This window comes from Ponticaulis profundi, from assembly GCF_042659465.1.
Classification (GTDB): domain Bacteria; phylum Pseudomonadota; class Alphaproteobacteria; order Caulobacterales; family Hyphomonadaceae; genus Ponticaulis; species Ponticaulis profundi.
In genome coordinates this window covers 92,130-114,057 of record NZ_JBHSSW010000028.1, presented here as the reverse complement: position 1 = coordinate 114,057, position 21,928 = coordinate 92,130, and the positions used below count along the sequence as shown (strand labels likewise).

The window sequence follows — 21,928 nt, the reverse complement described above, 5'->3', positions numbered from 1 at the left end:
TCAAAGCGCGATTTCGTAGAGCTTTTCATAATCTGCACGGTCCAGCTTTTTGGAATTGGTCGCATGCGCGAGGTCTTTCAAAGCATAGTCTACAACGGTTTCGCCGTGTGCCGCCGTCAAACCGATGTCTGAGAGCTTTTCCGGGATACCGATATCCTGAATGAGCTTCGCAATCGCATCACCCAGATCAGCGCTCTCCGGCAAGTTCATCATTTTGCGAAGGCGCGCATACTTCTCATCAGCCGAACCCACATTATGACGCAGCAAATGCGGCAACCAGATTGCGTTCAGCGTGCCGTGGTGCAGTTTCAGATCATGAAGGCGACCCGCAGCATGCGAAAGCGCGTGAACACCACCCAGACCTTTCACGAACGCAAGTGCACCCTCATATGACGCCATCATCATGTGCCAGCGCGCGTCCGGGTCAGAGCCATCCTGAACCGCTTTTTTGAGCCAGCCATCACCAATCGCACGCGCTACGCCATCATAGCCAATGCCCTCAGCAGGCGGGTTCGGAGCCGGGACGAGGATCGCTTCAATGCAGTGAGTTACCGCATCCATTCCTGTTGCCGCTGTCAGCATCGGTGGCAGGCCCAGCGTCAGGGAAGGATCGCAAATCGCGACTTTTGGAATGAGGTGATTGGAAACGATGGTTTCCTTGCGACCATTCTCGAGAATGATCACCGCACCAATGCTGACCTCTGATCCGGTACCGGCCGTTGTCGGAATTGCTATCAATGGCGGGATCGCCTTGATCTTACGAGCGCCCCCAACCAGCGCGCCATACTGCTCAAACGGTGGCTCGTGGGTTGCCATCAGGCCGATGGCTTTGGCGATATCCATGGAGGAACCGCCACCCAGCGCAATGATGCCGTCGCAGCCCGACGCCTTGAAAACTTCGCTGGCTTGTTTTGCCTGAGTTTCGGTCGGATTGGGTTCAGTTTCAGCAAAAACATCGCAAGGGATGTCAATTTGTTCCAAAACCTTGTCCAAAAGGCCAATAGATTTGATACCGGGATCGGTCACGACAAACGCCTTGGTAACACCTTGGCCCTTCAATGTCTTTGGCAGTTGACCGATCGCACCATGATCAAAGATACAGGTAGTTAGAAAATTCATGACTGGCACGGCGCCCTCCCTCGTTATATCTGGCTACACGCAAGGGCACAAAAGCCCAGCCGAGAGAAGCAATCAATAGCGTTCTCGCTTTGAACACAGACAGGCGCCGACAATCTGATGACGACAAATGGAGTTCAGTGTTGAGTATTTCCGAGCGTGAACCGCTTCTCGCGGTCAATGATCTTCAGGTCGAATTCGATACGCCAGATGGCACCGTCAACGCTGTTCGCGGCATTTCATTCGATGTTCGTCCGGGCGAATGTCTCGGCATTGTCGGCGAATCCGGCTCCGGAAAAAGCCAGTCAGCGCTCGCAGCAATGGGTTTGCTCGCCGCTAACGGCACCACACGCGGAACGGTAAAGTTTGAAGGTAAATCTCTTTTCGGGCTGAAGCCATCAGAACGCCGCAAGCTGCGCGGCTCACAAATGTCCATGATTTTTCAGGACCCGCTCACATCCCTGACACCTCACATGACGATTGGTGCCCAGCTGCGCGAAGTTCTGGCCATTCATAAGGGCCTTCGCGGCAAGAAAGCCAATGATCTCTGCATAGACTGGCTGGAACGCGTACGCATTCCTGAACCAACACGACGCATGGAGCAATTTCCGCATGAACTTTCCGGCGGAATGCGTCAGCGGGTGATGATTGCAATTGCCATGCTCTGTAATCCGAAGCTGCTTTTCGCCGACGAGCCCACGACCGCGCTGGACGTCACCGTGCAGGCTCAGGTGCTCGGCCTGATGAAAGAGCTGAAAGAGACAACAGAAACCGGAATCGTACTTATCACGCATGATATGGGCGTCGTCGCACGCATGTGTGATCGCGTGGTTGTCATGAAATCCGGTGAAATTGTTGAGACCGGCACAATCGACGACATCTTCTATCGCCCTCAGCATGATTATACGAAAAAGCTGCTCGAGGCTGTACCACGCATTGACCAGCCGGACCGCCCTGGCCGGACGCCTCTGAATCCCCAGCCGCCCGAAAACACGGAACCAACCTTGGTCGTCGACGATATGCAGGTCGGCTTCCCGATCAAAGTCGGTGGTGGATTCTTCCCGAAAACCAAAGAATTGCGCGCCGTTGATGGCGTCAGCTTCACACTGCGTCCGGGTGAAACACTCGGCGTTGTCGGTGAATCCGGCTGCGGAAAGTCGACGCTCGCCCGGGCTGTTCTGAAACTGGTCGAACCGACCGGCGGCGCCGTGACCTGGCTTGGCAAACCACTGACCAACGCCACCCAGACGGACCTAAAGAAATCGCGCAAGGATCTGCAAATCGTTTTCCAGGACCCGTTCGCCAGCCTTGATCCGCGTATGACAATTGGTCAGTCCATTGCTGAGCCACTTACCGTGTTTGAACCGACGCTCAGCAAGAAAACCCGCCAAACGCGCGTACGGGAGATCATGCCAAGGGTCGGCCTGGACCCGGCGCTGATCAACCGCTATCCGCACGAGCTTTCGGGCGGACAAAACCAGCGCGTCGGTATTGCCCGTGCAATGATCCTGCAACCGAAGCTCGTGATCTGCGACGAAGCCGTGTCAGCGCTCGATGTGTCCGTTCAGGCCCAGATTGTTGATCTTCTGATCGAGCTTCAGGCCGAGTTTGGTCTTTCCATGATTTTCATCAGCCACGACCTCGCTGTCGTTCGCGAGATCAGCCATCGCGTCATGGTGCTGTATCTTGGCCGGGTCGTTGAACTTGCTGGTCGCAACGAAATTTATGAATCACCGCGCCATCCTTACACGAAAGCACTGATTTCGGCTGTCCCGAACCCAGACCCGAAGCAGGAACGCGAACGTGAGATCACACGCCTGCATGGCGACCTGCCATCCCCTCTGGACCGCCGGGCAAGCCTGCGCTTTCTGAAATCCAAGGTGATCGATGATCCGGATGCCGAACAGTACAAGCCGAAACTTGTAGAAGTCGCGCCCGGGCACCTCGTCGCCGAGCATGATGCATCGGAAACGAGCGAAGGTTTGCTTGCCACGTCATAGCGGCGTAAAAGCCTTGGTCTCATAAGATATTGGGAGGCTGAAATGGCGAGCAATAACCTGCAGAAATGGCACGACTATATGAAGTCACATGACCTGAAGGCTCTTCGGGACATGCTAGATGATGACGTGGTTTTTCACTCTCCCGTCGTCCATACGCCGCAGGCCGGCAAGGACATCACCTATCTGTATCTGTCTGCGGCTGACCAGGTGCTCGGCACAGATAAATTCCGCTACATCAATGAATTCGACCTTGGTGACAAAGCCGTTCTGGAATTCGAAACGGAAGTCGATGGCCTGGTAATCAATGGAATCGACATGATCACCTGGAATGAGGGTGGACAAATTGTCGATTTTAAAGTGATGGTCCGGCCTCTGAAAGCCATCAATGCGGTTCATGCAGCGATGGGCAAAATGCTAGAAACACTGAAGACGAAATCGTGACCGAAACACCTCTCGAACTCAAAGATATCCAGGACGCTGCCGAGCGCATCAAGGGACAGGTGGAACGCACCCCCATGCGCCTTTCGAGAACGCTTTCGCAAATTACCGGTGCGGAAGTCTGGGTAAAGTTCGAGAACTTTCAGTTCACGGCCGCTTTCAAGGAACGCGGCGCGCTGAACCGGTTGCTCGGCCTCACAGAGGAAGAAAAAAAGCGGGGCGTTATCGCCATGTCCGCGGGCAACCATGCTCAGGGCGTTGCCTATCATGGACAGCGCCTCGGCATTCCTGTGACCATCGTCATGCCGAACAACACGCCTTTCGTGAAGGTGCAGCACACCCGCAACTATGGTGCGCGCGTCATTCTCGAAGGCGACACACTGGTTGAGGCCAGCGACCACGCCAATGAAGTCTGCGAGCGCGAAGGGCTAACCTTCATCCACCCGTTTGACGACAAGCTGGTCATGGCGGGTCAGGGCACGATTGCACTGGAGATGATGGAACAGGCGCCGAAGCCATTCGATATGCTGGTTGTACCAGTCGGTGGCGGCGGCCTGATCTCGGGCATCGCGACAGCGGCCAAAGCACTCCAGCCCGACATCAAGATCACAGCTGTTGAAGCGCGCCAGTATCCCTCGCTTCTGTCCGAACTGCGCAATGAACCCCACGTCATTGGGGGGGCAACAATTGCCGAAGGCATTGCCGTCAAAGCCGTTGGACGCCGCAATTTTGAAGTTTGCCAGCGCCTCGTCGATGACGTTGTTCTGGTCGAAGAAGACGCCATGGAACGCGCGATCACGCTTTATGCAACGGTTGAGAAGACAATTGCAGAAGGCGCCGGCGCAGCAGGCCTTGCCGCTCTTCTCTCCTATCCATCCAAATTCGCTGGCAAGCGAGTGGGCCTTGTCCTTTGTGGCGGCAATATCGATACACGCCTGCTCGCATCGGTCCTGACCCGGAGTCTCGTACGCGAAAAGCGGCTGGCCAATATTCGTATCATTGGTGACGACCGGCCTGGACTCCTGGCACGCGTTTCCACGGTTATCGGCGATTGCGGCGCCAACATCATTGAAGTCGCCCACAATCGACTAGCGCTTGATGTGCCCGCGAAAGGCGCCGAGTTTGACATTCTGATCGAGACGCGTGACGCCCAGCATACACAGGAAGTGGTGGAAGCGCTCAGCGCATCGGGTTACCCTCCTCGCAAACTCAATGTCGATTGACCTAATTCCGAACCGGGAGTCTTGCATGAAACGCATTCTTTCCAGTGCTGCTCTGGGCAGCCTCGCACTCATGATGGCAGCGTGTCAGCCAGATGGCGGCACCAGCACACAGGCGCGCATGGAAGCCACACCGGCCGAAAATCCAGCTGACCCATGGGCGACATATGCCAATCCAGGCTGGGACCATGAGCGGGCTGAAGTGCAGAAGACTGACACTGGCCTTGAATATATTGTGCTCGCGGCAGGTCCGGAATGTGCTGAAGGTCCGACCGGAAGCGACCGCGCCTTTGTGCATTATGAAGGCCGCCTCGATGATGGAACGGTCTTCGATTCTTCCTTCTCGCGTGGATCTGCCACTGACTTCCCGGCGGATGCTGTAATTTCTGGCTGGACCGAGGCACTCGGCATGATGTGCCCGGGCGACGACTGGATGCTCTACCTGCCTTCAGAACTGGCCTATGGCGACCGCGCGGTTGGCGGAAAGATCAAACCAGGTGACAGCCTTATTTTTCGCGTCGTCCTGCTTGCCGATATTGGCGAGGATGAATGGACAGGCGAAGCCTTTCAGTAAACCCGTTCTCTTGAACGAAAAAATCCCGCACAGGCCATCCGTGCGGGATTTCTTTTATTCAGCGGTAACCTGCTGATTAGAGCGAACCACCAGCCTCAGCTGTTTCGTCTACTTCTGCTGATTCAGCATCAGTTTCTTCCTCTGCCAGTCCGAGCTCCTGGTAACAGGTCTCAGCCTGAGCTTTAAGCGCTTCCGCTTCCATATTTTCCGACATATCGGCGCGTATCAGATTATAGTTGATATATGTCTGTTCACGGAAATCCGAGACCAGAGCGTCGCGCTGCTCTTCAGGAGCATCCGGCTGCATCTGAGCTTCAATCGCGTAGACTGTCGCGGCAAGTGCGCCCTGAGCCATGGCTTTTGCCTCGTGAGCCTGGTAGCCACCAACACGCGCAGACGCATCAATCGCGGCAGCACAACGCAGACCCTGCTCATAAAGACCATCTTCAGCGACAGGCACTTCGGTGATCACGATGGCATTGGTTTCATCAATGCGCTCAGCAATATTGATCGTTTCGGCGTCAACACCATCATAGAAAGCGTTGAACGTCTCGATTTGCTCGGCCTCGTACATGCCCCTGAATGGGTCGATGTTTTCAGCTGCCGGGTCAATCATTGGACCGGAAACCTCTTCTGGTGGCGCTTCAATAGATTGTTTCACCGCAGCAAGAGATGGGGCATCAGAATTTGCCTGAGCCTGCGTTTGCGCAGGGCTCGTGTCACTTGCTTCCGTGGTTTGGGTATTTACTTCTCCAGACCCGCATGCGGCCAGTGTCAGAACAGCGGCCGAACCGAGCAGATACATAATATTCCGGGACATATTATCCTCCAATTTCTCTGCGTTTCCTCAACTTCCGATCACATGACCGAACTGGAAGAAAAACTTTGAAAGGAAGGAATCCGTTCCCTGAAATATGCATTTGAACGGCGAAAACCTGCCGATTGAAATGCCTAATTCCTTATTTTTCTGAATACTAGGTCACAGAGAATAGGATCTGAAATTTCCGTAACATCGGGCACTCACGTAAGGCGCTACTGCGTCTCTTCAGTTGTATCTGAAACGTCAGTTGCCGGCGTCGCAGCCTCCGGGAGTGTATCATCTGATGGCACGCAAGAGGCCGTACGAGCCGAGATCTCAGTCTCTTCATAAGCACTGTAGAATGCATCCCGCGTCAGGAAATAGTTCAGATAGGTCCGTTTACGGAAATCCGCTGCACGGTCTTCCCGAACGCTCAGTGGAACGCTTTCGCCATTGATCTCGCGCGGCATGTCCGCACCGTCTTCAAACGCAGGTGCGAGCACGCCGTCAAAGATGAAAGCCTCTGCAGCGTCCTGCGCTGCATGCGCGGACATCAGTCCCGTTCTGGCAGCAACGTCCATAATCGCAGCGCAGCCAATTGCGTTTTCATACGCATTTGCGGTGATACCGCCCGGCAGTCCGGACAGGCTCTCAATTGTCGCCTGCATTGAGCGCTCCAGATAGCCTTCTTCTTCACTCGCCTGAATGATCAGAGCGTTATACGCGTCACGTTCCAGATAATTGTATTCCGCTTTGAACGGATTGATATTCTTGGCCGCACTATCAATCTCTGGCGCCTCGGTCGTGCGCACCTCATCTGAGCCGACCTGTGCCCGGATATCAGCCAGAGACACGGATGGCTTTTCCGTCGGCTCGGTAATCTGTTTCGCTTTCGGCTCACCACAGGCAGCAAGGCCCAGGGCCAGAAGAACACCAGAAACAGTAACGACTCGATGCACCATGATAACCTTTCGAAATTGATACACTGTTACATAAGCAAACACACAGCTGACTTCTACGCCTGAACTGCAAGATTTTCTCGAAAATAAATGACGCATGCGTCATAGTTTTAAGTGAAAAGCTGTGGTATAAAGAAAAAAACAAACTGAATGGGAGGCAAACATGGCCGATACAACAACCGAAGTACCGAAGGTTGTCGAAAACAGCCGGTACGAAAGACTGCCCGATGGGCGACTTCAGGAAAATCATATCCGCCATGGCGGGCCGATCCCACCCGCATCCGCAATTGATCTCGAGACACTGGATATCACCGACCCGGAACTCTGGCGCCGGAACGAGATTTGGGGCCGGTTCGAGCGCATGCGCAATGAAGACCCTGTGCATTACTGCCCAGAAAGCCCGGTTGGCCCTTACTGGTCCATTACGCGCTATGACGACATCATGGCGATCGACACCGACCATAAACGCTTTTCTTCAGATGCTTATAAAGGCGGCATCACTCTGTTCGACATGGATGATGATTTCGTCATGCCGATGTTCATTGCCATGGACCAGCCAAAGCATGACGTTCAGCGCAAAACGGTGCAGCCGATCGTCGGTCCGGACAATCTGAAGAACTTCGAGAAACTGATCCGCGAGCGGACCCAGTACGTGCTCGACAGAATGCCTGTGAACGAGCCGTTTGACTGGGTCGATAACGTCTCTATCGAACTTACAACGATGATGCTCGCGACTCTGTTCGACTTCCCATTCGAGGACCGCCGCAAGCTGACACGCTGGTCAGACGTCGCGACGGGTCGTGAGAATCCGGAAATCTGCCCCGGCGGCGAAGAGCAGTGGCGGACAGAGCTTCTGGAATGCCTTGGCTATTTCACCGAGCTCTGGAATGAGCGCGTCAATCTGAATGAGCCGGGCAATGACCTGATTTCGATGCTGGCCCATGGTGAGCACACGCGAAACATGGAGCCGATGGAATATCTCGGCAATGTCATCCTCCTCATCGTTGGCGGCAATGACACGACCCGGAACTCCATGTCAGCCTCTGTCTATGGCATGAACCTCTTCCCGAAAGAGTTTCAGAAGCTGAAAGACAATCACGACCTCCTGCCAAGCATGGTGTCAGAAATCATCCGCTGGCAGACCCCGCTTGCGCACATGCGCCGGACAGCCGTTGAGGATGTCGAAATGCATGGCAAAACCATCAAGGCCGGCGATAAGGTCGCCATGTGGTACGCATCAGGCAACCGTGATGAGCGTCATTTCGAACGCCCAAACGATATCTGGATTGATCGTCCAAAAGTTCGCAGCCATTTGTCCTTCGGCTTCGGGATTCACCGCTGCGTCGGAAACCGCCTCGGCGAGTTGCAGCTGAAAATCCTCTGGGAAGAGTTCTTCAAGCGCTTCTCGGACGTGATTGTCCTGGAAGAGCCGGGACGGACCCAAGGGTCTTTCGTCAAAGGTTACACCAAAATGATGGTTCAGCTCGTACCGAAATAAGCGCGAACCCCAACACATAACGAAAGCCCGTCATTCCCAGAGTGTCGGGCTTTTTTATGCCGACGAACCAGACAGACCGGCCTTCCAGTCTGAAAAAGCAAGATCAGGCTTTTCTGCGAGCACCTCGGAGACATATCTGCGCAGGGTCTCGGTCATTGCCTGAGCATCGCCCTTCAACTCATCTGGCTGGATCAGCGGGCCAAAGGTCAGCTCAAACTTCGCGCCCTTCTTGTTCAGAAGTTCGTAAAACAGCGTGATATCGCGCAGCTGTCCGTTCACATCTCCAAGGAAGTAAAACAACCAAGAATTCGCGCCCTTCAGATTGAGTGGAACAACCGGAACATTCTGCTTGCGGGCCAACGTCACAACCGTTGGAAACCAGCTCTGTTCCGTCAGCTTTCCCTTCTCTTTTCTCGCAAGTTTTCCTGATGGGAAAATCACAAGACATTTGTCCTGTTCGAACGCTTCTTTGGAACGACGCAGCGTGTCCTTCGCTTTTGCTGGCGATCTTTTTTCCAGCACCCACTCGACCGGAATGATCGTTTCGCCCAGATTTTCGCTCACGCGGATGGCATCTGCGTTGGCCAGGAACTGGATATCTTCGCGACGTTTTTTCAGAACATCCCAAACCACAACACCATCGGCGAGCCCCGTTGGATGGTTGGACGCGATAATGACCTTGCCGCGGGCAGGCACACGCTCAAGGTGGTTTACGATCGCAGAAAAAGCGAGTTCACGCGCCAGATAGTCAAAGGCCTCCGGGCCGGACATGGTCTGAACCAGATCCGCCATCTCAACGGCGCGTCGATAGCCAAGCATTTTGTAAAGAACCGGCCGCATCATTGGCCAGGTCGGATGCGCCACAAAGCTCGGGCAGCGTTCCTCAATCAGGACATCAACGATGTGCGCGTCCCGATCAGCGTCATCTGGCAGGAAAATATCGTATTCGGATGTTGTTGGCTCAGTCATCAAAAAAGCCGGCTTTCTTACAAAGTCAGTCCGCCACACATACATGATTTATAACCAGATGCGATGGCCCGACGTCTGAACTCTTAATTTTGCCGACGCTTTCATCAAAAGTGTTAAGATTGGCAAACTTTGGCCGGGAAGAATTGTCGCAGGGTAAGACCTTTGAAATTCCGTCCGGAAACGGTCTTTCCTAAAAGGTCTTCGAAGAGCATAACGAGTATTATTTTCGTTACTTTACAGTCTTCTAGGATTTTCCAAGAAAACTAATAAGGTATTATCTCCGATACAACCTCGAAAATCACCTCGCAATTCGTCTCACATTTGTCTGCCTGCTTGGGCGCATCGAACAGCAACACTTTACGCGTTCAGCCAGTTAAAATTTACCTTCCGGTAATAAACATTCCTCTATTTTGTCGACCAATGAATATCGCGATCGATTCCGACATCGCTAATTCGCGGAGTTGAGGGGCTCTGAATCATGAAAGTCTTATGGGTAGAAGATCATCCACGGGCTCAAGAATTGTTGATGGTCGCTGCGACGAAAGCCGTCCGCAAACGTCTTCAACTTGATCTCGTCATTGCTGCCAGCCTGATGGAAGCAGAACGTCGTCTTCGTTATGAACAATTTGATCTCGTTGTACTGGACCTGCGCCTGCCGGACAGCATTGACGAGAGCATGACCATCACGCGGATCGCCTCAATGGGCCGTTTCCGCATGGCTGTGGTATCTGCAAGCGAAAACCGCGACAGCGTCGCTCAGTCAGCCATCAAGGCAGGTTGCGACTGTGCACCTCAGGCCATCGCGAAAGAAACACTTCCGTTCAACCGCTTCATTCAGCGCCCGGAAGATTTCTACGACTTCCTGCAAAGCCTGTTGCCGGATGTGACACCAGCCGCTGCGTAAACACGTCGGAAAATTTGGACTTCGATCAAGCAGTGTGGGCTTCCGCACTGCTTTTTTGTTGGCGGAAGGCGTCAGACCTCCTAGGTGAGAATGAGAATGTAGAATTTTCGTTCGACCGGCATAAAACTCCGGAAGAATGCTCAACAAAAGCAGGACGCTTTCAGCATGGAACAGATGGGACTGACGCAAGCGACCCTTATTTTCATTGTCGCCAATGTCTTCCTCAGCATTATCGGTTTCACAAACGACAGATTTGTACGCTGGGGCCTGCTAACCACCGAAGGCGTACTGAAGCGACAGGAATGGCATCGCGTGTTGGTCTCCGGTTTCCTGCATGCAGATCCGATGCACCTGTTTGTGAACATGCTGACCCTGTTCTTCTTTGGTCCGTTGATGGAATTCGTGCTGGGACCCCAGACGTTTTTTCTGGTCTATCTGGGCTCCCTGCTTGCAGGCAGCGCGCTGGCATTGGTGATGAATGCCAAAAATATGGATTATGCTGCACTCGGGGCATCGGGTGCTGTTTCAGGAGTGTTGTTCAGCTTTTGCCTCTACGCCCCGTTCGAAATGATCTATTTCTTCGGCATTATCCCAATTCCTGCCATACTTTTCGCCGTCCTCTATGTGGCGTACAGCGTGTACGGCATGGGCGCGCGGCGCGATAATATTGGGCATGACGCGCATCTGGGCGGCGCGATTGGTGGTGTTCTCCTGACAATTCTGCTCAAGCCTGAGATTGTCCCGCATTTCCTCAATGAGATTTCCGGATTGTTTGGCTGACATGGGAAAATTACTCGAAGCCTATCAGGCGCGCCTGGAAAGCAGAAAGATCGAGCCTGATGCTGCGCAGGCTGAAATTGCCGGACTGCTCGATCAGCTTGAACAGAAACTCGAGAACCGTGGCGGTTCCGGCTGGTTCTCCAAACCGAAACCCGTAAAGGGCCTTTATCTATGGGGCGGCGTCGGACGCGGTAAGTCCATGCTGATGGATCTGTTCTTTTCGACCATAGAAATCGAAAACAAGCGCCGGGTGCACTTCCACGATTTCATGCAGGAAACGCATGCCTTCATCAATGAGTGGAAGAAGAAGTCAAAATCTGAACGTCGGGCCAGCGGCTGGGCAGTGAAGGGATCAGATGATGACCCTATCCCGCCAGCGGCCAAAAAGATTGCGAGCACCTCTGAGCTCCTCTGTTTCGATGAATTTCAGGTCAAGGACATTGCCGATGCGATGTTGCTGTCACGCCTGTTTGAAAAACTTCTGGAACGTCATGTTGTGGTCGTTGCCACATCGAACCGACCGCCGGATGATCTCTACAAGAATGGCCTCAATCGCCAGCGCTTTTTGCCTTTTATCGAGCTACTCAAGAAGACGCACACCATTCATGAGATTCGCTCAGACCGGGACTACCGGCTGGAGCGTCTGACGGCAGCACCGGTCTATTACGCGCCCCTGAACGATGCCTCTCGCCAGGCGATGGATGATGCCTGGAAGCGTTTGACCAATGACGCAGAACCCCAGGAATGCCATCTGACGGTCAATGGACGTGAATGGCGCATTCCAAAACAAGCGGCCGGGGTCGCCCGCATGAGTTTTGAAGAGCTCTGCAATCGCCCGCTCGGAGCGGCTGACTATCTGACACTGGCGCGTCAATTCGATACGGTCCTTATTGATGACGTGCCGCAGCTCGGGCCGGACAATCACAATGCAGCGACTCGCTTTGTCACATTGATCGATGCGCTTTACGAGGCACACGCGAAGGTGATCGTGTCCGCCGAAGCTGAACCCAATGAGCTCTATGTCGCCGGTGACGGTGCCTTTGAATTCGAACGTACCGCATCTCGTCTCTTTGAAATGCGAAGCGCTGATTATCTCGCCTCAGAACACAGTACCGGCGAGGCCAATGAGGACGCAAATCCTGCCTAATCTTTGGCAGGCCATGATGACTTCCTGATCGTCACGGCCGTCAATCATGCCGCCGCTACTTTCTCGGTTGCAAACCAGCTCCCTGCTGTTTCACCTCACCTCAAATCAGACACTTGGAGGGGCGCATGAAACGATTGCTGATAGGACTTGCCGGAGTATGCTGCACAGGCCTTGGCGGTTGCGTCACGACAAATGTCGAAACGGCATCCAACACGCCCGAAGTTATCTACGACAAGGAGCCCGGCGCGGGCCTCGGTCTGCCATTTTCACCGGCGGTGGTCGCTGGTGATCTGATCTTTCTTTCCGGAGCGCTTGGCGTCGAGCCTGGAAGCCGCTCGCCTGTTGAGGGTGGGGTCGGCGCAGAAACCACTCAGATTTTTAATAACATCGAAACGGTCCTCGCCAGACAGGGCGCAGACCTCAGCCATATCGTTAAATGCACTGTATTCCTCGAAGACATGAATGAATATGGCGCGATGAACGAGGCCTATATGGCGGCGCTGCCTGATCCCAAACCCGCAAGATCAACCTTCGGCGTGGACGGCATTGCACTGGGAGCCAGTCTTGAAATCGAGTGTATCGCCGCGAGACCAAAGTAAAACCTGGACATGCGAAACCAGCCATCGACGCAAATTCGGTAAAAAACTAACCTTAGCCCGTTAACGAAATATTCCCGCTTAAGCTTTAGAATTGCCTTCATCAGGCAGATTTCGTCCGACGGGGAAAGATATATGTTGAGACTTTCGACACTCGGAAGAGCAGCAAAGCTGACACTCCTTGCCACAGCGTTGCTAGCGGCCTCCTGCTCAAAGTCTCCGACACAGCAAGTCAATCAGGTGTTTGGCGACTTCAAGAAATCCGTCGAAGCCGGACGGGGTGATCAGGTCGAACAGCTCGTCAGCGAGCAGACCCTACAGCATTTCGACAAACTTCGCCGCCTCGCCCTGACTGGGGGCGCAGATATGTATCAGCTGAGCATCTATGATGAAGTCAGCATCTATTATCTGCGATCTCAGTTCAAACGGGCCGCGCTGGAAAAATTCCGCGGCCGCGACATCATCAATATTCTGGCGAAGAACAAAATGCTGGGCGTGGCAGATCTCAACGAGTTCAAGCTGACGTCACTCCAGGTCGAAGATACTGCGGCCTGGGCGAACCTCACGCACAACAATCTCGAAACGCCTTATGCCATCAATTTCGTTGAAGAAAGCGGAGACTGGAAAGTCGACATGGACCGCTTCCAGCGCAATCGCGAGAACGAACTGGTGATGCGCATGATGCAATATGGTGGCGACCGGGACCAGGTGATTAGCGAATTGCTGAAATCTTTCGGTTTGAGGGACGGGCTCACACCGGCCCTGCGCCAGCCCCTCGCATCAAGCTGAAGCCGGAAGACTACGCCAAAGCGAGCCGGTAGTCCTTGCGCATCAGTCGACGCGGTAATTTCAGTTTCGTGATCTCTTCACCGCCGATTTCCTCCAGCAGGACATCAGCTCGCGTGCGCTCATCGCCGGTTAGTCCAGCGTATGCATCAAGAACATCCTGAAGGCGGAACAGCGGGAAGCTTCTCGCAATGGCAGGACCATTTCGACCTTCCACTTCGATTGTAATTTCACCAAGCCCACGTGGCACAAACGACCCGGCTGATTCATTTTGTTGCCACACCTGGAAATGAGCGATGGTTTTCATCAGGGCCGGGATTTGCTCGCGCATCTGTCGCGCCAATATCGGGAGCAGCGTGTCCGGTATGCTATCTCCACCCACAAGATCTCCAGAACCGCCCTGCCCCGCATAAACGCGCTCGACCCAGTCCGCGACTTTCGGAGCTCGCTTCAGCATCAGATCCCAGGATGCCGGATCGCGATACAAATGGGCATATAGCGGACCGATGAATGCGAAATCACCGAGGCTCGGACGGTCCCCCAGCAAATAGCTATGGCTCTCCAGATGTCTGGAAAAATCATCCAGGAAAGCGAGATAGGAAGCTTCAACTCCGGGAGCGGTGGCTTCTGATATCCCGAGAACTGGAAGTGCCCCTTTGAACTTCTGACCATTCTTGCGGCCAATGTCATACTGTTCTTCGGGTGATTGGTCCGGCGCTGACATTCGTCCAAATTCGCCATAGGTCCATTCTTCATTGTGATTCCAGCGATAATGCATGGCGGGCAGCACGAGCCATTCGTCGCCGTACAGGTGGAGCAACGCACTCACAAAAGCCTGCAACCCGGACGGCGGCTGCACAGGTTCACCGGTGCTATGCTGCTTCTCAACATGCGTGATAATATCCGCCGAGTCTTGTATGATCTGACCTTCCGGAGTTTCCAGAACCGGGATCACCGCCCATCCGACATTCGGCAGAATAACATTCTTGTACACGTCCTGCGTCGCCGCCACGTCCACAAAAGGAACGCCTTTCCAGCGCAGATAGGCTCGTGCTTTTCCGGAATAGTAACTGACCTCTGCGCCATAGAGCTTGTATCCGGTCATCTTGCCCTCCCGTTTATGTAAGTCAGCTATCACTAACCCCTTTGAAATCGGAAACACAAGAAAGCGAACAAAGCGGATTTCCTTCCAATCTGCAAGCTGAAGGCGTTTATTGCCAAATCAGACCAGTGTCGAAGGGCGAGAACATTGCGCTTGCCCCCGCCTTGCGGTATCGCTCCGGCCAGACTGATCAACAGGACGCGATAGATATCATTCCACGCGCCTGAAAATTGGTTTGTTCGCTCATTTCACGAGCCAGAGAACAAGGAGAACCGCAATTGCCACACGTTCAGACAGCTAATGTCCGACACGACGTGTGCAGATCAGCGGAATCTCGACTTTTCTATGCGGCCTACACCACATGTCGCCGCATGCATCCGACCCAACACAATTGCTCAGTGAGGATTTCATCATGAAAGAACCCGTTCGCGTCGCCGTAACAGGTGCAGCTGGTCAGATCGGCTACGCTCTGCTTTTCCGTATCGCATCTGGCGACATGCTCGGCCCGGATCAGCCGGTTATTCTGCAACTCCTCGAAATCACGCCTGCGCTAGGTGCGCTCGAAGGCGTTTGCATGGAGCTGAATGACTGCGCATTCCCACTTCTGGCTGGCATCGTTCCAACCGATGATCCGAATGTTGCTTTCAAAGATGCTGACTATGCCCTGCTCGTTGGCGCTATGCCACGCAAGGCCGGCATGGAACGTAAAGACCTGCTCGAAGCAAATGGCGGCATTTTCGGCCCTCAGGGTAAAGCGATCAACGACCACGCCAGCCGCGACGTCAAAGTTCTGGTTGTCGGCAACCCAGCCAACACGAATGCGCTCATCGCTCAGATGAATGCGCCGGACCTCGATCCGAAATGCTTCACAGCTATGGTTCGCCTCGACCACAATCGCGGCATGAGCCAGCTTGCTGAAAAAACCGGTACGCACAACACAGACGTCAAAAACATGATCATCTGGGGCAACCACTCTGCCACTCAGTATCCAGACCTGCACCACACAACGGTCAAAGGTCAGCCAGCGCTCGAGCTGGTCGATATGGACTGGTATGACAACACCTACATCCCGGAAGTTCAGCAGCGCGGTGCAGCGATCATCAAAGCCCGTGGCGCTTCATCTGCGGCATCTGCTGCGTCTGCTGCGATCGACCATATGCGCTCTTGGGCGCTGGGCACGCCAGAAGGTGAGTGGGTATCTATGGGTATCCCATCTGACGGATCGTACGACATCGAGCCAGGCGTGATCTACGGCTATCCTTGCACATGCAAAGACGGCAAGTATGAGATCGTTCAGGGCCTCGAAATCAACGACTTCTCTCGCGCGAAAATGGACGCGACAGACAAAGAGCTCCGCGAAGAGCGTTCGGCTGTCGAGAAACTGTTCGCCTAGGCGATCTTTAAAAATACAAACTGGTCTGATCACCTAACGGCGGCCGGTTTTTAAACAATTGAAGTGGCGCTCATACGTGGGCGCCACTTCTCGTTTAGAGAAAGCCTTCCAGATTTCTGAATGAAATCAACGCGGCATTAAAGCCTGTGCGGTACAGTCAGCTCCAATACACAAGTCAGCATTGGAGAATTCTTGGCTCGATCCGTTTGTGAAGGCTGTCAGAATGGAAAAGGATTCTCTCCATCGATCAGCATGGCATTCCAGCCCATCCTCGACATGGAGGCTCAATCCGTTTTCGGTCACGAAGCCTTGGTGCGCGGAACAGACGGCGCCGGTGCAGGGTCGGTATTGTCTCTTGTGGACCAGGCGAACCGTTATGACTTCGATCAGAAGTGCCGGGTGACCGCCATTGAAACTGCCGCAAAACTCGATCTGAATGAAGGCGACGCCTTTCTATCGATCAACTTTCTTCCAAATGCCGTTTATGAGCCCCGTGCCTGCATCCGGACCACCTTGTTGGCCGCCACGCGATGCAAGTTTCCAATCAAGAAGATTATGTTTGAGTTCAATGAGTCAGAATACATTGAACCTCAGCATATTCTGAACATTCTGCGCGCCTACCAGGCCATGGGTTTTGCAACCGCGATTGACGATTTCGGCGCGGGTTATGCCGGACTGGATCTCATCACACGCTTCCAACCGGATTTCGTAAAAATTGACATGGCGCTGATCCGCGACATCGACCAGGATCAGACCAAGCGCACCGTGCTGAAGCACACGCTGGCTATGCTCCGCGACCTCGGCACCACACCGATTTGCGAGGGGATTGAAACCTTTGACGAATACACCGTCTTGCGGGATATGGGCGTGACCTTGATGCAAGGCTATCTTATGGGCCGCCCTGAATTCGAAGGGCTGGCAAACCCAATCTACATCACAAACGATGCAAATTCGTCTCACGCATTGCGTGCCTGACGATCCATCACAAACCGCCAGGCACACTCGATGTCGATTCAGCGGTTTTTCTGCGGCCAGCCTGAAATCATCAAAGCGATGCCAGTAAAGATCGGTGCGAAAGCAATAAAGAACACCTCGATCTTGCTGGTATCTGCGTTCTCCAGTGATCCAAAGGCTTCGATGTTCAAAAGCATATAGAGCGCCAGGATCAGGCCGAGTACAATATTGGCTACGCCAAACCAGAAAAAATACTTACGCATCAGTCATTCCTCAACCAGCCGGCAATCGATAACCTTGGCTTACCCGCGAATGCAGAAACCTGGCTCACCGAGTGGATTTTCCGGCCATCAAATAAAGTCAGTGTGTTGAATCGCGGCAGAAATGCCGACTCAATGTCGGTGTTTTCATCCAGGAACATCAAAAGTCCGCCCCAGTCCGTCATCCAGCCATCGGTGAAGCCAAGCGTGTAAGCGCAACGGCGCTCACTGTGGATGCCATCATCAATGTGCCGCGTCAGAAACGATCCGCGCGTATAGAGCGTGGCCTGACAGTCGACCTGGGTAATCCCGGTTTCACCTATAATGGCCGCACCGAATTCCATGAACTCCGGACTGTTCAGAAATTGCGTCAGCTGATGGATCGGGTGATCAGGGTCGCGTTGCTCTCGCGCCGCCTGATTCATCTGGTAAGTATTGTAGCAATAGCCCCAGTTTTGCGTCGCAAGCTTCATGACATTTGCCATGCGTTGCTGCACGCCTTGCTGACCAAGCCTTTGCATGTCTTCTCGGGTCAGCTGGATATTGCCTTCTCCCGGCTCATTAAAGGTCAGCCGCCATGGAAGGCCAGACAGCATCTGTTCCAGCGCCTGCGCTAGCTCAGGTTCAAAAATATCCGGGACCTGAACAAACTTCTTTTCCGCATACGCTTGCGCGAACGGCGCAGGATCGAGACCAGGACGCAGGCGAATTGGTGGGAAATTGTCTTTCATCTGCAAAATTCTTCTTATAGTAGTCCGCTAAAGCGCAATTAAATTGACATTCGGGCCGTCTTTTCTACTTACTGTATCCGGGAATCGAGAGCTATGTTGGACCAGTTTCGTTTTGTTCTTTTCGGAAGCGTATTGGCAGGCCTTTCTGCCGCGGCGCAAGAGGTAGCTGAAATTCCGGCGCCTGTCGAAGACACCGTTCAGCGACTTATTGTGGCAGGCAGCACCGATGATGTCGGCCTGACCTTTACCGAAGATCTCACGACCCGCATCGGGCCTCGACTTGCCGGTTCCGAAGCAGAGGCGCGTGCACGCGACTGGGCTGCTGCTGAACTCAAGGCGCTCGGCTTCGATTCCGTCACCATCGAGCCTTTCACCATTCCGTACTGGAACCGGATCGAAGAAAGCGCCAGCGTGGTATCTCCCGCTCCGCAACCGCTGACCATTACCGCGCTTGGCGGGTCCACCAGCACTTCAGAGGGCGGGATCACCGCTGAATTGGTCCGCTTTTCCAACATGGCGGAACTGAATGCCGCTTCAAGAGAGCTGGTTGAAGGCAAAATCGTCTTTATCGATGAAAAAATGACCCGGACACAGGATGGCTCCGGATACGGGATGGCTGTCCGCAAGCGACGCAATTGTGCGACAGCAACGATCGACAAGGGCGGTCTCGCCTGCCTGATCCGTTCTGTCGGCACACAAACAGCCCGCTTTCCACACACCGGCATGATGGCCAGAGGAGAAGCAGAAGGTGCCGGCCCTGCCGCAGCTCTGTCTCCACCCGATGCAGACCAGCTGACACGTCTGATGAGCTGGCAACCTGTCACGGTGAATCTCAACATTCAGGTCGAGACCAGCCCGAATGCGCCATCCGGCAATGTCATCGCGGAAATCACAGGACGGGAAACACCGGACGAGAAAATCCTGATCGGCTGCCATCTCGACAGCTGGGATCTCGGCACGGGTGCAATTGATGATGGCGCAGGCTGCGGCATTGTCGTGGGCGCTGCAAAGCTGATCATGGAGCTGGAGGAAGCGCCGCGCCGAACGATTCAGGTCGTGCTCTATGGGTCAGAGGAAGTCGGACTGCTCGGGGGCCATGCTTATGCGAAGCGACATGCTGCTGACTTGAGCAATATCGTGCTCGCCGCCGAAAGTGATTTCGGGGCTGACCGGATATGGCGGTTTGACACCCGCTTCTCCGAAGCCGCACTCCCCTATGCCCGCGCCATACAAGAAGCCCTCCAACCGCTTGGTATAGCGCCCGGCAATAATGAAGCCGGCGGCGGCCCGGATATCTCCATGCTGGCACGCAGCGGTGTGCCAGTTGTAACGCCACAGCAGAATGGCTGGGATTATTTTGATCTGCACCACACGCCGGACGACACATTCGATAAAATAGATCCGGCAGATTTCCGCCAGAACGTCAGCACGTATGCAGCTTTCGCTTATCTGGCGGCAGAAATGAATTGGTCTTTCAGAAAAGACGAGACTGCCCTAAGTTCAGAATGATAATCAATAACAAGTAATATCCAGGCGATTCGAGATGGATGATTTTTCAAAAACGCTGATGGGCTTGTCCGCCCTGGCACAGGATACGCGATTACGTGTCTTTCGTTATCTGATGAAAGCAACGCCAGAAGGCATTCAGGCCGGCAAAATTTCAGAAGAGCTGAATGTGGCGCCGAACAAACTTTCGGCCCACCTGACAATTCTTGTGAACGCAGGCCTGCTCTCTGTCGAACGTGACGGACGACGCATGATCTACAAAACCGAGATCGGTGCCGTCAGTCATCTGATTTCCATGCTGGTGGAAACCTGCTGCGACAACAATCCATCGATTTGCAAAGCGCTCAATCAGGCAACACAGCAAAGCTGTAAGACACCTGAACTGGTCGGCTGATCAACAGATAAAATGAGCCCTCGTGTTGGGGCATAACACGAGGGCCTGAAGTTCGCAGTTCGGTGGACCGGAGAGGTGTGCGTCTCACAATCCGTCTGCGTACGGGAGATTTGCGCGTGTGAAATCAGAAAGGTGATGCGTTCTGCATAACCAGGAGCCAGAGACTCGCGCCGGTCATCGTTGTAATCATCGTGACCAGAACGGCTTTTCGGAGCCAGTTGGTAGCGGTCATGTCTCTGTTCCTTCTGCCGTGCCTGATTTAAAACTCATAGAGTGGCACTTTTGTTCCGACCTACTTGGTCAGACGAGCACGGCGGGAATAAGGAGCAGTAGTCCCAGAATAAGATGATCTCAGGGCAAGTGAGGCCGGAAGGTGTCAGTCATGACGAACGGGCCGCTTTGATTCCAACATTTTTGAAAAGAGACTGGCATGCTGGTCGCAGCTCCGGCATGATCGCTCCTTGTTGGGGACGAGGTTAAATCACTATGCTGCGCACATACTGGCCGGCGATTGTCATCATGCTGATCGCTCTCATCATTTCGACCCGCTTTGTTGCACCTGCCCCGCCAAAGGAAATCCATTTTGCCACCGGTGCCGAAATGGGGGCCTATGCTTTGACAGCCGAAGCATACAAACGCGTTTTTGACGATAAGGATGTCGGCCTTGAAATCCTGACCACGAATGGGTCTGGAGAAAATCTGGCTCTTTTGCGCAATGGCGAGGCAGATGCCACGATCGTGCAGGGCGGGCTGGCGACCCCCGAAGATACCGACCTGATGATGTCACTGGGTGCCATCTTTTTCGAACCATTATGGGTCTTTTATCGTCAGGGTTTGCTAGTCGATGGCGAAGCGCCGGACGAACTGCGCGATATGAATGGCCTTCGAATTGCCGCCGGATCGGCGAACTCCGGCACGAGAGGTCTGGTCAGCGACCTTCTGGCCCATAATGCAGTCGACGCAGAGCTCTTTACAATGAGCAGCGCAGAGGGCGCTGAAGCGCTGCGAAATTCCGACGTGGATGTTCTCATGGCGGTTTCCGGTCCGGATGCACCCTTCGTCCTAGAATTATTGTCGGACCCGAACATTGCCGTCATGAGTTTCAAACGCGCTTTGGCCTATGAAAGGCGATTTCCATATCTCAAACGCGTCATTTTCCCTGAAGGCGGCCTCGACCTGCACGACAATCTGCCAGGCGCGCCGATTGAGCTCATCTCTCCAGCCGCAGAAATCGTGGTCAGCAAGAAGCTGCATCCGGCAATTCAGGCCCTTCTGATCGAAGCCATGGTGGACACCCACCGCCGGGGCACCTTGCTTGCCGAACCTGGCACCTTTCCCAATCCTGACAGGATCGATCTGGCGCTCGCGGATGAAGCTGAGCGGTTCTATTCGCGCGGACCGAGCTTTCTGCGACGCTATTTTCCGTTTGCCGTTGCGAATTTTTTGGAACGTGCATGGGTTCTGATGATCCCGCTCGTGACGTTGGCCATACCGCTCGCCCGCGCTGCGCCGCCCATCTATCGTTGGCGGACACGTCGGAAAATCTACATCTGGTACAAAGACTTACGTGAGCTGGAACGCCGCGGCCGCGCGGCCACGACGGATGAGGAATTGACAGAAGTCAGGCTGGAACTCGCTCATCTGCAGGCAGAAGTCGGACGCGTCGAAGTGCCTGAAGCCTATACCGACGAACTTTATCGACTTCGCAGCCATATTCTCTTCGTCAACGAACTGGTTGGGCGCATGGATCTGAGAGACGGCGATGCGCAAATGCCTTCAACAGATACAGCTTCACACTAGCA

The 21,928-nt window shown here is 54.0% G+C and carries 22 protein-coding genes; 15 read left to right on the top strand and 7 right to left on the bottom strand.

The features are described 5' to 3' along the window. Complete coding sequence (locus ACFQDM_RS14290) at positions 1 to 1,119, bottom strand: iron-containing alcohol dehydrogenase (RefSeq protein WP_377380147.1); 1,119 nt, start codon at positions 1,117 to 1,119, stop codon at positions 1 to 3. Between the two features lie 140 nt (positions 1,120 to 1,259). Here ACFQDM_RS14290 and ACFQDM_RS14285 point away from each other — a divergent pair, with 140 nt between their 5' ends. Genes ACFQDM_RS14285 through ACFQDM_RS14270 form a run of 4 tightly spaced genes read left to right on the top strand, consistent with a single transcriptional unit; the run spans position 1,260 to position 5,348 of the window. Beyond that, positions 1,260 to 3,116 carry an ABC transporter ATP-binding protein gene (locus ACFQDM_RS14285; RefSeq protein WP_377380145.1) on the top strand — a complete coding sequence of 619 codons (1,857 nt, stop codon included), beginning with the start codon at positions 1,260 to 1,262 and terminating at the stop codon, positions 3,114 to 3,116. A gap of 42 nt (positions 3,117 to 3,158) precedes the next feature. Continuing rightward, positions 3,159 to 3,557 carry a nuclear transport factor 2 family protein gene (locus ACFQDM_RS14280; RefSeq protein WP_377380143.1) on the top strand — a complete coding sequence of 133 codons (399 nt, stop codon included), beginning with the start codon at positions 3,159 to 3,161 and terminating at the stop codon, positions 3,555 to 3,557. After that, positions 3,554 to 4,777 carry a threonine ammonia-lyase gene (locus tag ACFQDM_RS14275; protein WP_377380141.1) on the top strand — a complete coding sequence of 408 codons (1,224 nt, stop codon included), beginning with the start codon at positions 3,554 to 3,556 and terminating at the stop codon, positions 4,775 to 4,777. Before ACFQDM_RS14280 ends, ACFQDM_RS14275 begins: the two co-directional genes overlap by 4 nt. 25 nt (positions 4,778 to 4,802) lie before the next feature. After that, the gene (locus ACFQDM_RS14270; RefSeq protein ID WP_377380139.1) at positions 4,803 to 5,348 is read left to right on the top strand and encodes an FKBP-type peptidyl-prolyl cis-trans isomerase; all 546 of its coding nucleotides are present in this window, start codon (positions 4,803 to 4,805) and stop codon (positions 5,346 to 5,348) included. Between the two features lie 76 nt (positions 5,349 to 5,424). Here the strand turns inward: ACFQDM_RS14270 and ACFQDM_RS14265 are convergent, their stop codons facing one another. After that, positions 5,425 to 6,168: a hypothetical protein gene (locus ACFQDM_RS14265; RefSeq protein ID WP_377380137.1), complete on the bottom strand. Its 744-nt coding sequence runs from the start codon at positions 6,166 to 6,168 to the stop codon at positions 5,425 to 5,427. A gap of 212 nt (positions 6,169 to 6,380) precedes the next feature. Then, on the bottom strand, positions 6,381 to 7,109 hold the full coding sequence (locus ACFQDM_RS14260; protein ID WP_377380135.1) for a hypothetical protein: 729 nt from the start codon (positions 7,107 to 7,109) through the stop codon (positions 6,381 to 6,383). A gap of 160 nt (positions 7,110 to 7,269) precedes the next feature. On the opposite strand from ACFQDM_RS14260, the gene ACFQDM_RS14255 reads away from it, so the two are divergent. Then, a complete protein-coding gene (locus tag ACFQDM_RS14255) occupies positions 7,270 to 8,604 on the top strand; it encodes a cytochrome P450 (RefSeq protein WP_377380133.1) in 1,335 nt (444 codons plus the stop codon). Between the two features lie 54 nt (positions 8,605 to 8,658). Here the strand turns inward: ACFQDM_RS14255 and ACFQDM_RS14250 are convergent, their stop codons facing one another. After that, a complete protein-coding gene (locus tag ACFQDM_RS14250; protein WP_377380131.1) occupies positions 8,659 to 9,573 on the bottom strand; it encodes a GNAT family N-acetyltransferase in 915 nt (304 codons plus the stop codon). 478 nt (positions 9,574 to 10,051) lie between these two features. Between ACFQDM_RS14250 and ACFQDM_RS14245 the strand changes: the two genes are divergently transcribed. From ACFQDM_RS14245 to ACFQDM_RS14225, 5 genes are all read left to right on the top strand, one after another. Next, a complete protein-coding gene (locus ACFQDM_RS14245) occupies positions 10,052 to 10,477 on the top strand; it encodes a response regulator (RefSeq protein ID WP_377380129.1) in 426 nt (141 codons plus the stop codon). Positions 10,478 to 10,642: 165 nt separating this feature from the next. Continuing rightward, positions 10,643 to 11,257: a rhomboid family intramembrane serine protease gene (locus ACFQDM_RS14240; RefSeq protein ID WP_377380127.1), complete on the top strand. Its 615-nt coding sequence runs from the start codon at positions 10,643 to 10,645 to the stop codon at positions 11,255 to 11,257. A 1-nt stretch (position 11,258) separates the two neighbouring features. Beyond that, positions 11,259 to 12,404, top strand: a complete 1,146-nt coding sequence (zapE, locus tag ACFQDM_RS14235; RefSeq protein ID WP_377380125.1) for a cell division protein ZapE — start codon at positions 11,259 to 11,261, stop codon at positions 12,402 to 12,404. Between the two features lie 125 nt (positions 12,405 to 12,529). Then, complete coding sequence (locus ACFQDM_RS14230) at positions 12,530 to 13,003, top strand: RidA family protein (RefSeq protein WP_377380123.1); 474 nt, start codon at positions 12,530 to 12,532, stop codon at positions 13,001 to 13,003. A gap of 132 nt (positions 13,004 to 13,135) precedes the next feature. Further along, positions 13,136 to 13,789 carry a hypothetical protein gene (locus tag ACFQDM_RS14225; RefSeq protein ID WP_377380122.1) on the top strand — a complete coding sequence of 218 codons (654 nt, stop codon included), beginning with the start codon at positions 13,136 to 13,138 and terminating at the stop codon, positions 13,787 to 13,789. Between the two features lie 10 nt (positions 13,790 to 13,799). Here the strand turns inward: ACFQDM_RS14225 and ACFQDM_RS14220 are convergent, their stop codons facing one another. Next, on the bottom strand, positions 13,800 to 14,891 hold the full coding sequence (locus ACFQDM_RS14220) for a glutathione S-transferase family protein (protein ID WP_377380120.1): 1,092 nt from the start codon (positions 14,889 to 14,891) through the stop codon (positions 13,800 to 13,802). Positions 14,892 to 15,300: 409 nt separating this feature from the next. Between ACFQDM_RS14220 and ACFQDM_RS14215 the strand changes: the two genes are divergently transcribed. After that, positions 15,301 to 16,281, top strand: a complete 981-nt coding sequence (locus ACFQDM_RS14215) for a malate dehydrogenase (protein WP_377380118.1) — start codon at positions 15,301 to 15,303, stop codon at positions 16,279 to 16,281. A gap of 192 nt (positions 16,282 to 16,473) precedes the next feature. Further along, a complete protein-coding gene (locus ACFQDM_RS14210; protein ID WP_377380116.1) occupies positions 16,474 to 17,256 on the top strand; it encodes an EAL domain-containing protein in 783 nt (260 codons plus the stop codon). Positions 17,257 to 17,294: 38 nt separating this feature from the next. On the opposite strand, the gene ACFQDM_RS14205 is transcribed toward ACFQDM_RS14210, so the two are convergent. Together ACFQDM_RS14205 and ACFQDM_RS14200 are read right to left on the bottom strand one after the other, a co-directional pair. Beyond that, positions 17,295 to 17,498, bottom strand: coding sequence for a hypothetical protein (locus tag ACFQDM_RS14205; RefSeq protein WP_377380114.1), 204 nt, complete (start codon positions 17,496 to 17,498; stop codon positions 17,295 to 17,297). Beyond that, positions 17,498 to 18,226, bottom strand: a complete 729-nt coding sequence (locus ACFQDM_RS14200) for a 2OG-Fe(II) oxygenase (protein ID WP_377380112.1) — start codon at positions 18,224 to 18,226, stop codon at positions 17,498 to 17,500. The genes ACFQDM_RS14205 and ACFQDM_RS14200 overlap by 1 nt, the downstream gene beginning before the upstream one ends. A 93-nt stretch (positions 18,227 to 18,319) precedes the next feature. Here ACFQDM_RS14200 and ACFQDM_RS14195 point away from each other — a divergent pair, with 93 nt between their 5' ends. The 3 genes from ACFQDM_RS14195 to ACFQDM_RS14185 all read left to right on the top strand — a co-directional run bounded on the left by ACFQDM_RS14195 (position 18,320) and on the right by ACFQDM_RS14185 (position 21,926). Next, entirely contained in the window at positions 18,320 to 19,735 is a 1,416-nt protein-coding gene (locus ACFQDM_RS14195; RefSeq protein ID WP_377380110.1) for a M28 family peptidase, read from the top strand. Positions 19,736 to 19,769: 34 nt separating this feature from the next. Beyond that, positions 19,770 to 20,126 carry an ArsR/SmtB family transcription factor gene (locus ACFQDM_RS14190; RefSeq protein ID WP_377380108.1) on the top strand — a complete coding sequence of 119 codons (357 nt, stop codon included), beginning with the start codon at positions 19,770 to 19,772 and terminating at the stop codon, positions 20,124 to 20,126. Positions 20,127 to 20,612: 486 nt separating this feature from the next. Further along, positions 20,613 to 21,926, top strand: coding sequence for a TAXI family TRAP transporter solute-binding subunit (locus ACFQDM_RS14185; RefSeq protein WP_377380106.1), 1,314 nt, complete (start codon positions 20,613 to 20,615; stop codon positions 21,924 to 21,926). Positions 21,927 to 21,928 lie beyond the last annotated feature (2 nt).

What these genes read in the sequence shown, in the direction of transcription:
- ACFQDM_RS14260 (WP_377380135.1), bottom strand. Translation starts at nt 7,109, where the DNA reads ATGGTGCATCGAGTCGTTACTGTTTCTGGTGTTCTTCTGGCCCTGGGC.
- ACFQDM_RS14230 (WP_377380123.1), top strand. Translation starts at nt 12,530, where the DNA reads ATGAAACGATTGCTGATAGGACTTGCCGGAGTATGCTGCACAGGCCTT.
- ACFQDM_RS14190 (WP_377380108.1), top strand. Translation starts at nt 19,770, where the DNA reads ATGGATGATTTTTCAAAAACGCTGATGGGCTTGTCCGCCCTGGCACAG.
- zapE (WP_377380125.1), top strand. Translation starts at nt 11,259, where the DNA reads ATGGGAAAATTACTCGAAGCCTATCAGGCGCGCCTGGAAAGCAGAAAG.
- ACFQDM_RS14205 (WP_377380114.1), bottom strand. Translation starts at nt 17,498, where the DNA reads ATGCGTAAGTATTTTTTCTGGTTTGGCGTAGCCAATATTGTACTCGGC.
- ACFQDM_RS14245 (WP_377380129.1), top strand. Translation starts at nt 10,052, where the DNA reads ATGAAAGTCTTATGGGTAGAAGATCATCCACGGGCTCAAGAATTGTTG.
- ACFQDM_RS14220 (WP_377380120.1), bottom strand. Translation starts at nt 14,891, where the DNA reads ATGACCGGATACAAGCTCTATGGCGCAGAGGTCAGTTACTATTCCGGA.
- ACFQDM_RS14270 (WP_377380139.1), top strand. Translation starts at nt 4,803, where the DNA reads ATGAAACGCATTCTTTCCAGTGCTGCTCTGGGCAGCCTCGCACTCATG.
- ACFQDM_RS14280 (WP_377380143.1), top strand. Translation starts at nt 3,159, where the DNA reads ATGGCGAGCAATAACCTGCAGAAATGGCACGACTATATGAAGTCACAT.
- ACFQDM_RS14290 (WP_377380147.1), bottom strand. Translation starts at nt 1,119, where the DNA reads ATGAATTTTCTAACTACCTGTATCTTTGATCATGGTGCGATCGGTCAA.
- ACFQDM_RS14185 (WP_377380106.1), top strand. Translation starts at nt 20,613, where the DNA reads ATGCTGCGCACATACTGGCCGGCGATTGTCATCATGCTGATCGCTCTC.
- ACFQDM_RS14225 (WP_377380122.1), top strand. Translation starts at nt 13,136, where the DNA reads ATGTTGAGACTTTCGACACTCGGAAGAGCAGCAAAGCTGACACTCCTT.
- ACFQDM_RS14215 (WP_377380118.1), top strand. Translation starts at nt 15,301, where the DNA reads ATGAAAGAACCCGTTCGCGTCGCCGTAACAGGTGCAGCTGGTCAGATC.
- ACFQDM_RS14195 (WP_377380110.1), top strand. Translation starts at nt 18,320, where the DNA reads ATGTTGGACCAGTTTCGTTTTGTTCTTTTCGGAAGCGTATTGGCAGGC.
- ACFQDM_RS14240 (WP_377380127.1), top strand. Translation starts at nt 10,643, where the DNA reads ATGGAACAGATGGGACTGACGCAAGCGACCCTTATTTTCATTGTCGCC.
- ACFQDM_RS14200 (WP_377380112.1), bottom strand. Translation starts at nt 18,226, where the DNA reads ATGAAAGACAATTTCCCACCAATTCGCCTGCGTCCTGGTCTCGATCCT.
- ACFQDM_RS14250 (WP_377380131.1), bottom strand. Translation starts at nt 9,573, where the DNA reads ATGACTGAGCCAACAACATCCGAATACGATATTTTCCTGCCAGATGAC.
- ACFQDM_RS14265 (WP_377380137.1), bottom strand. Translation starts at nt 6,168, where the DNA reads ATGTCCCGGAATATTATGTATCTGCTCGGTTCGGCCGCTGTTCTGACA.
- ACFQDM_RS14255 (WP_377380133.1), top strand. Translation starts at nt 7,270, where the DNA reads ATGGCCGATACAACAACCGAAGTACCGAAGGTTGTCGAAAACAGCCGG.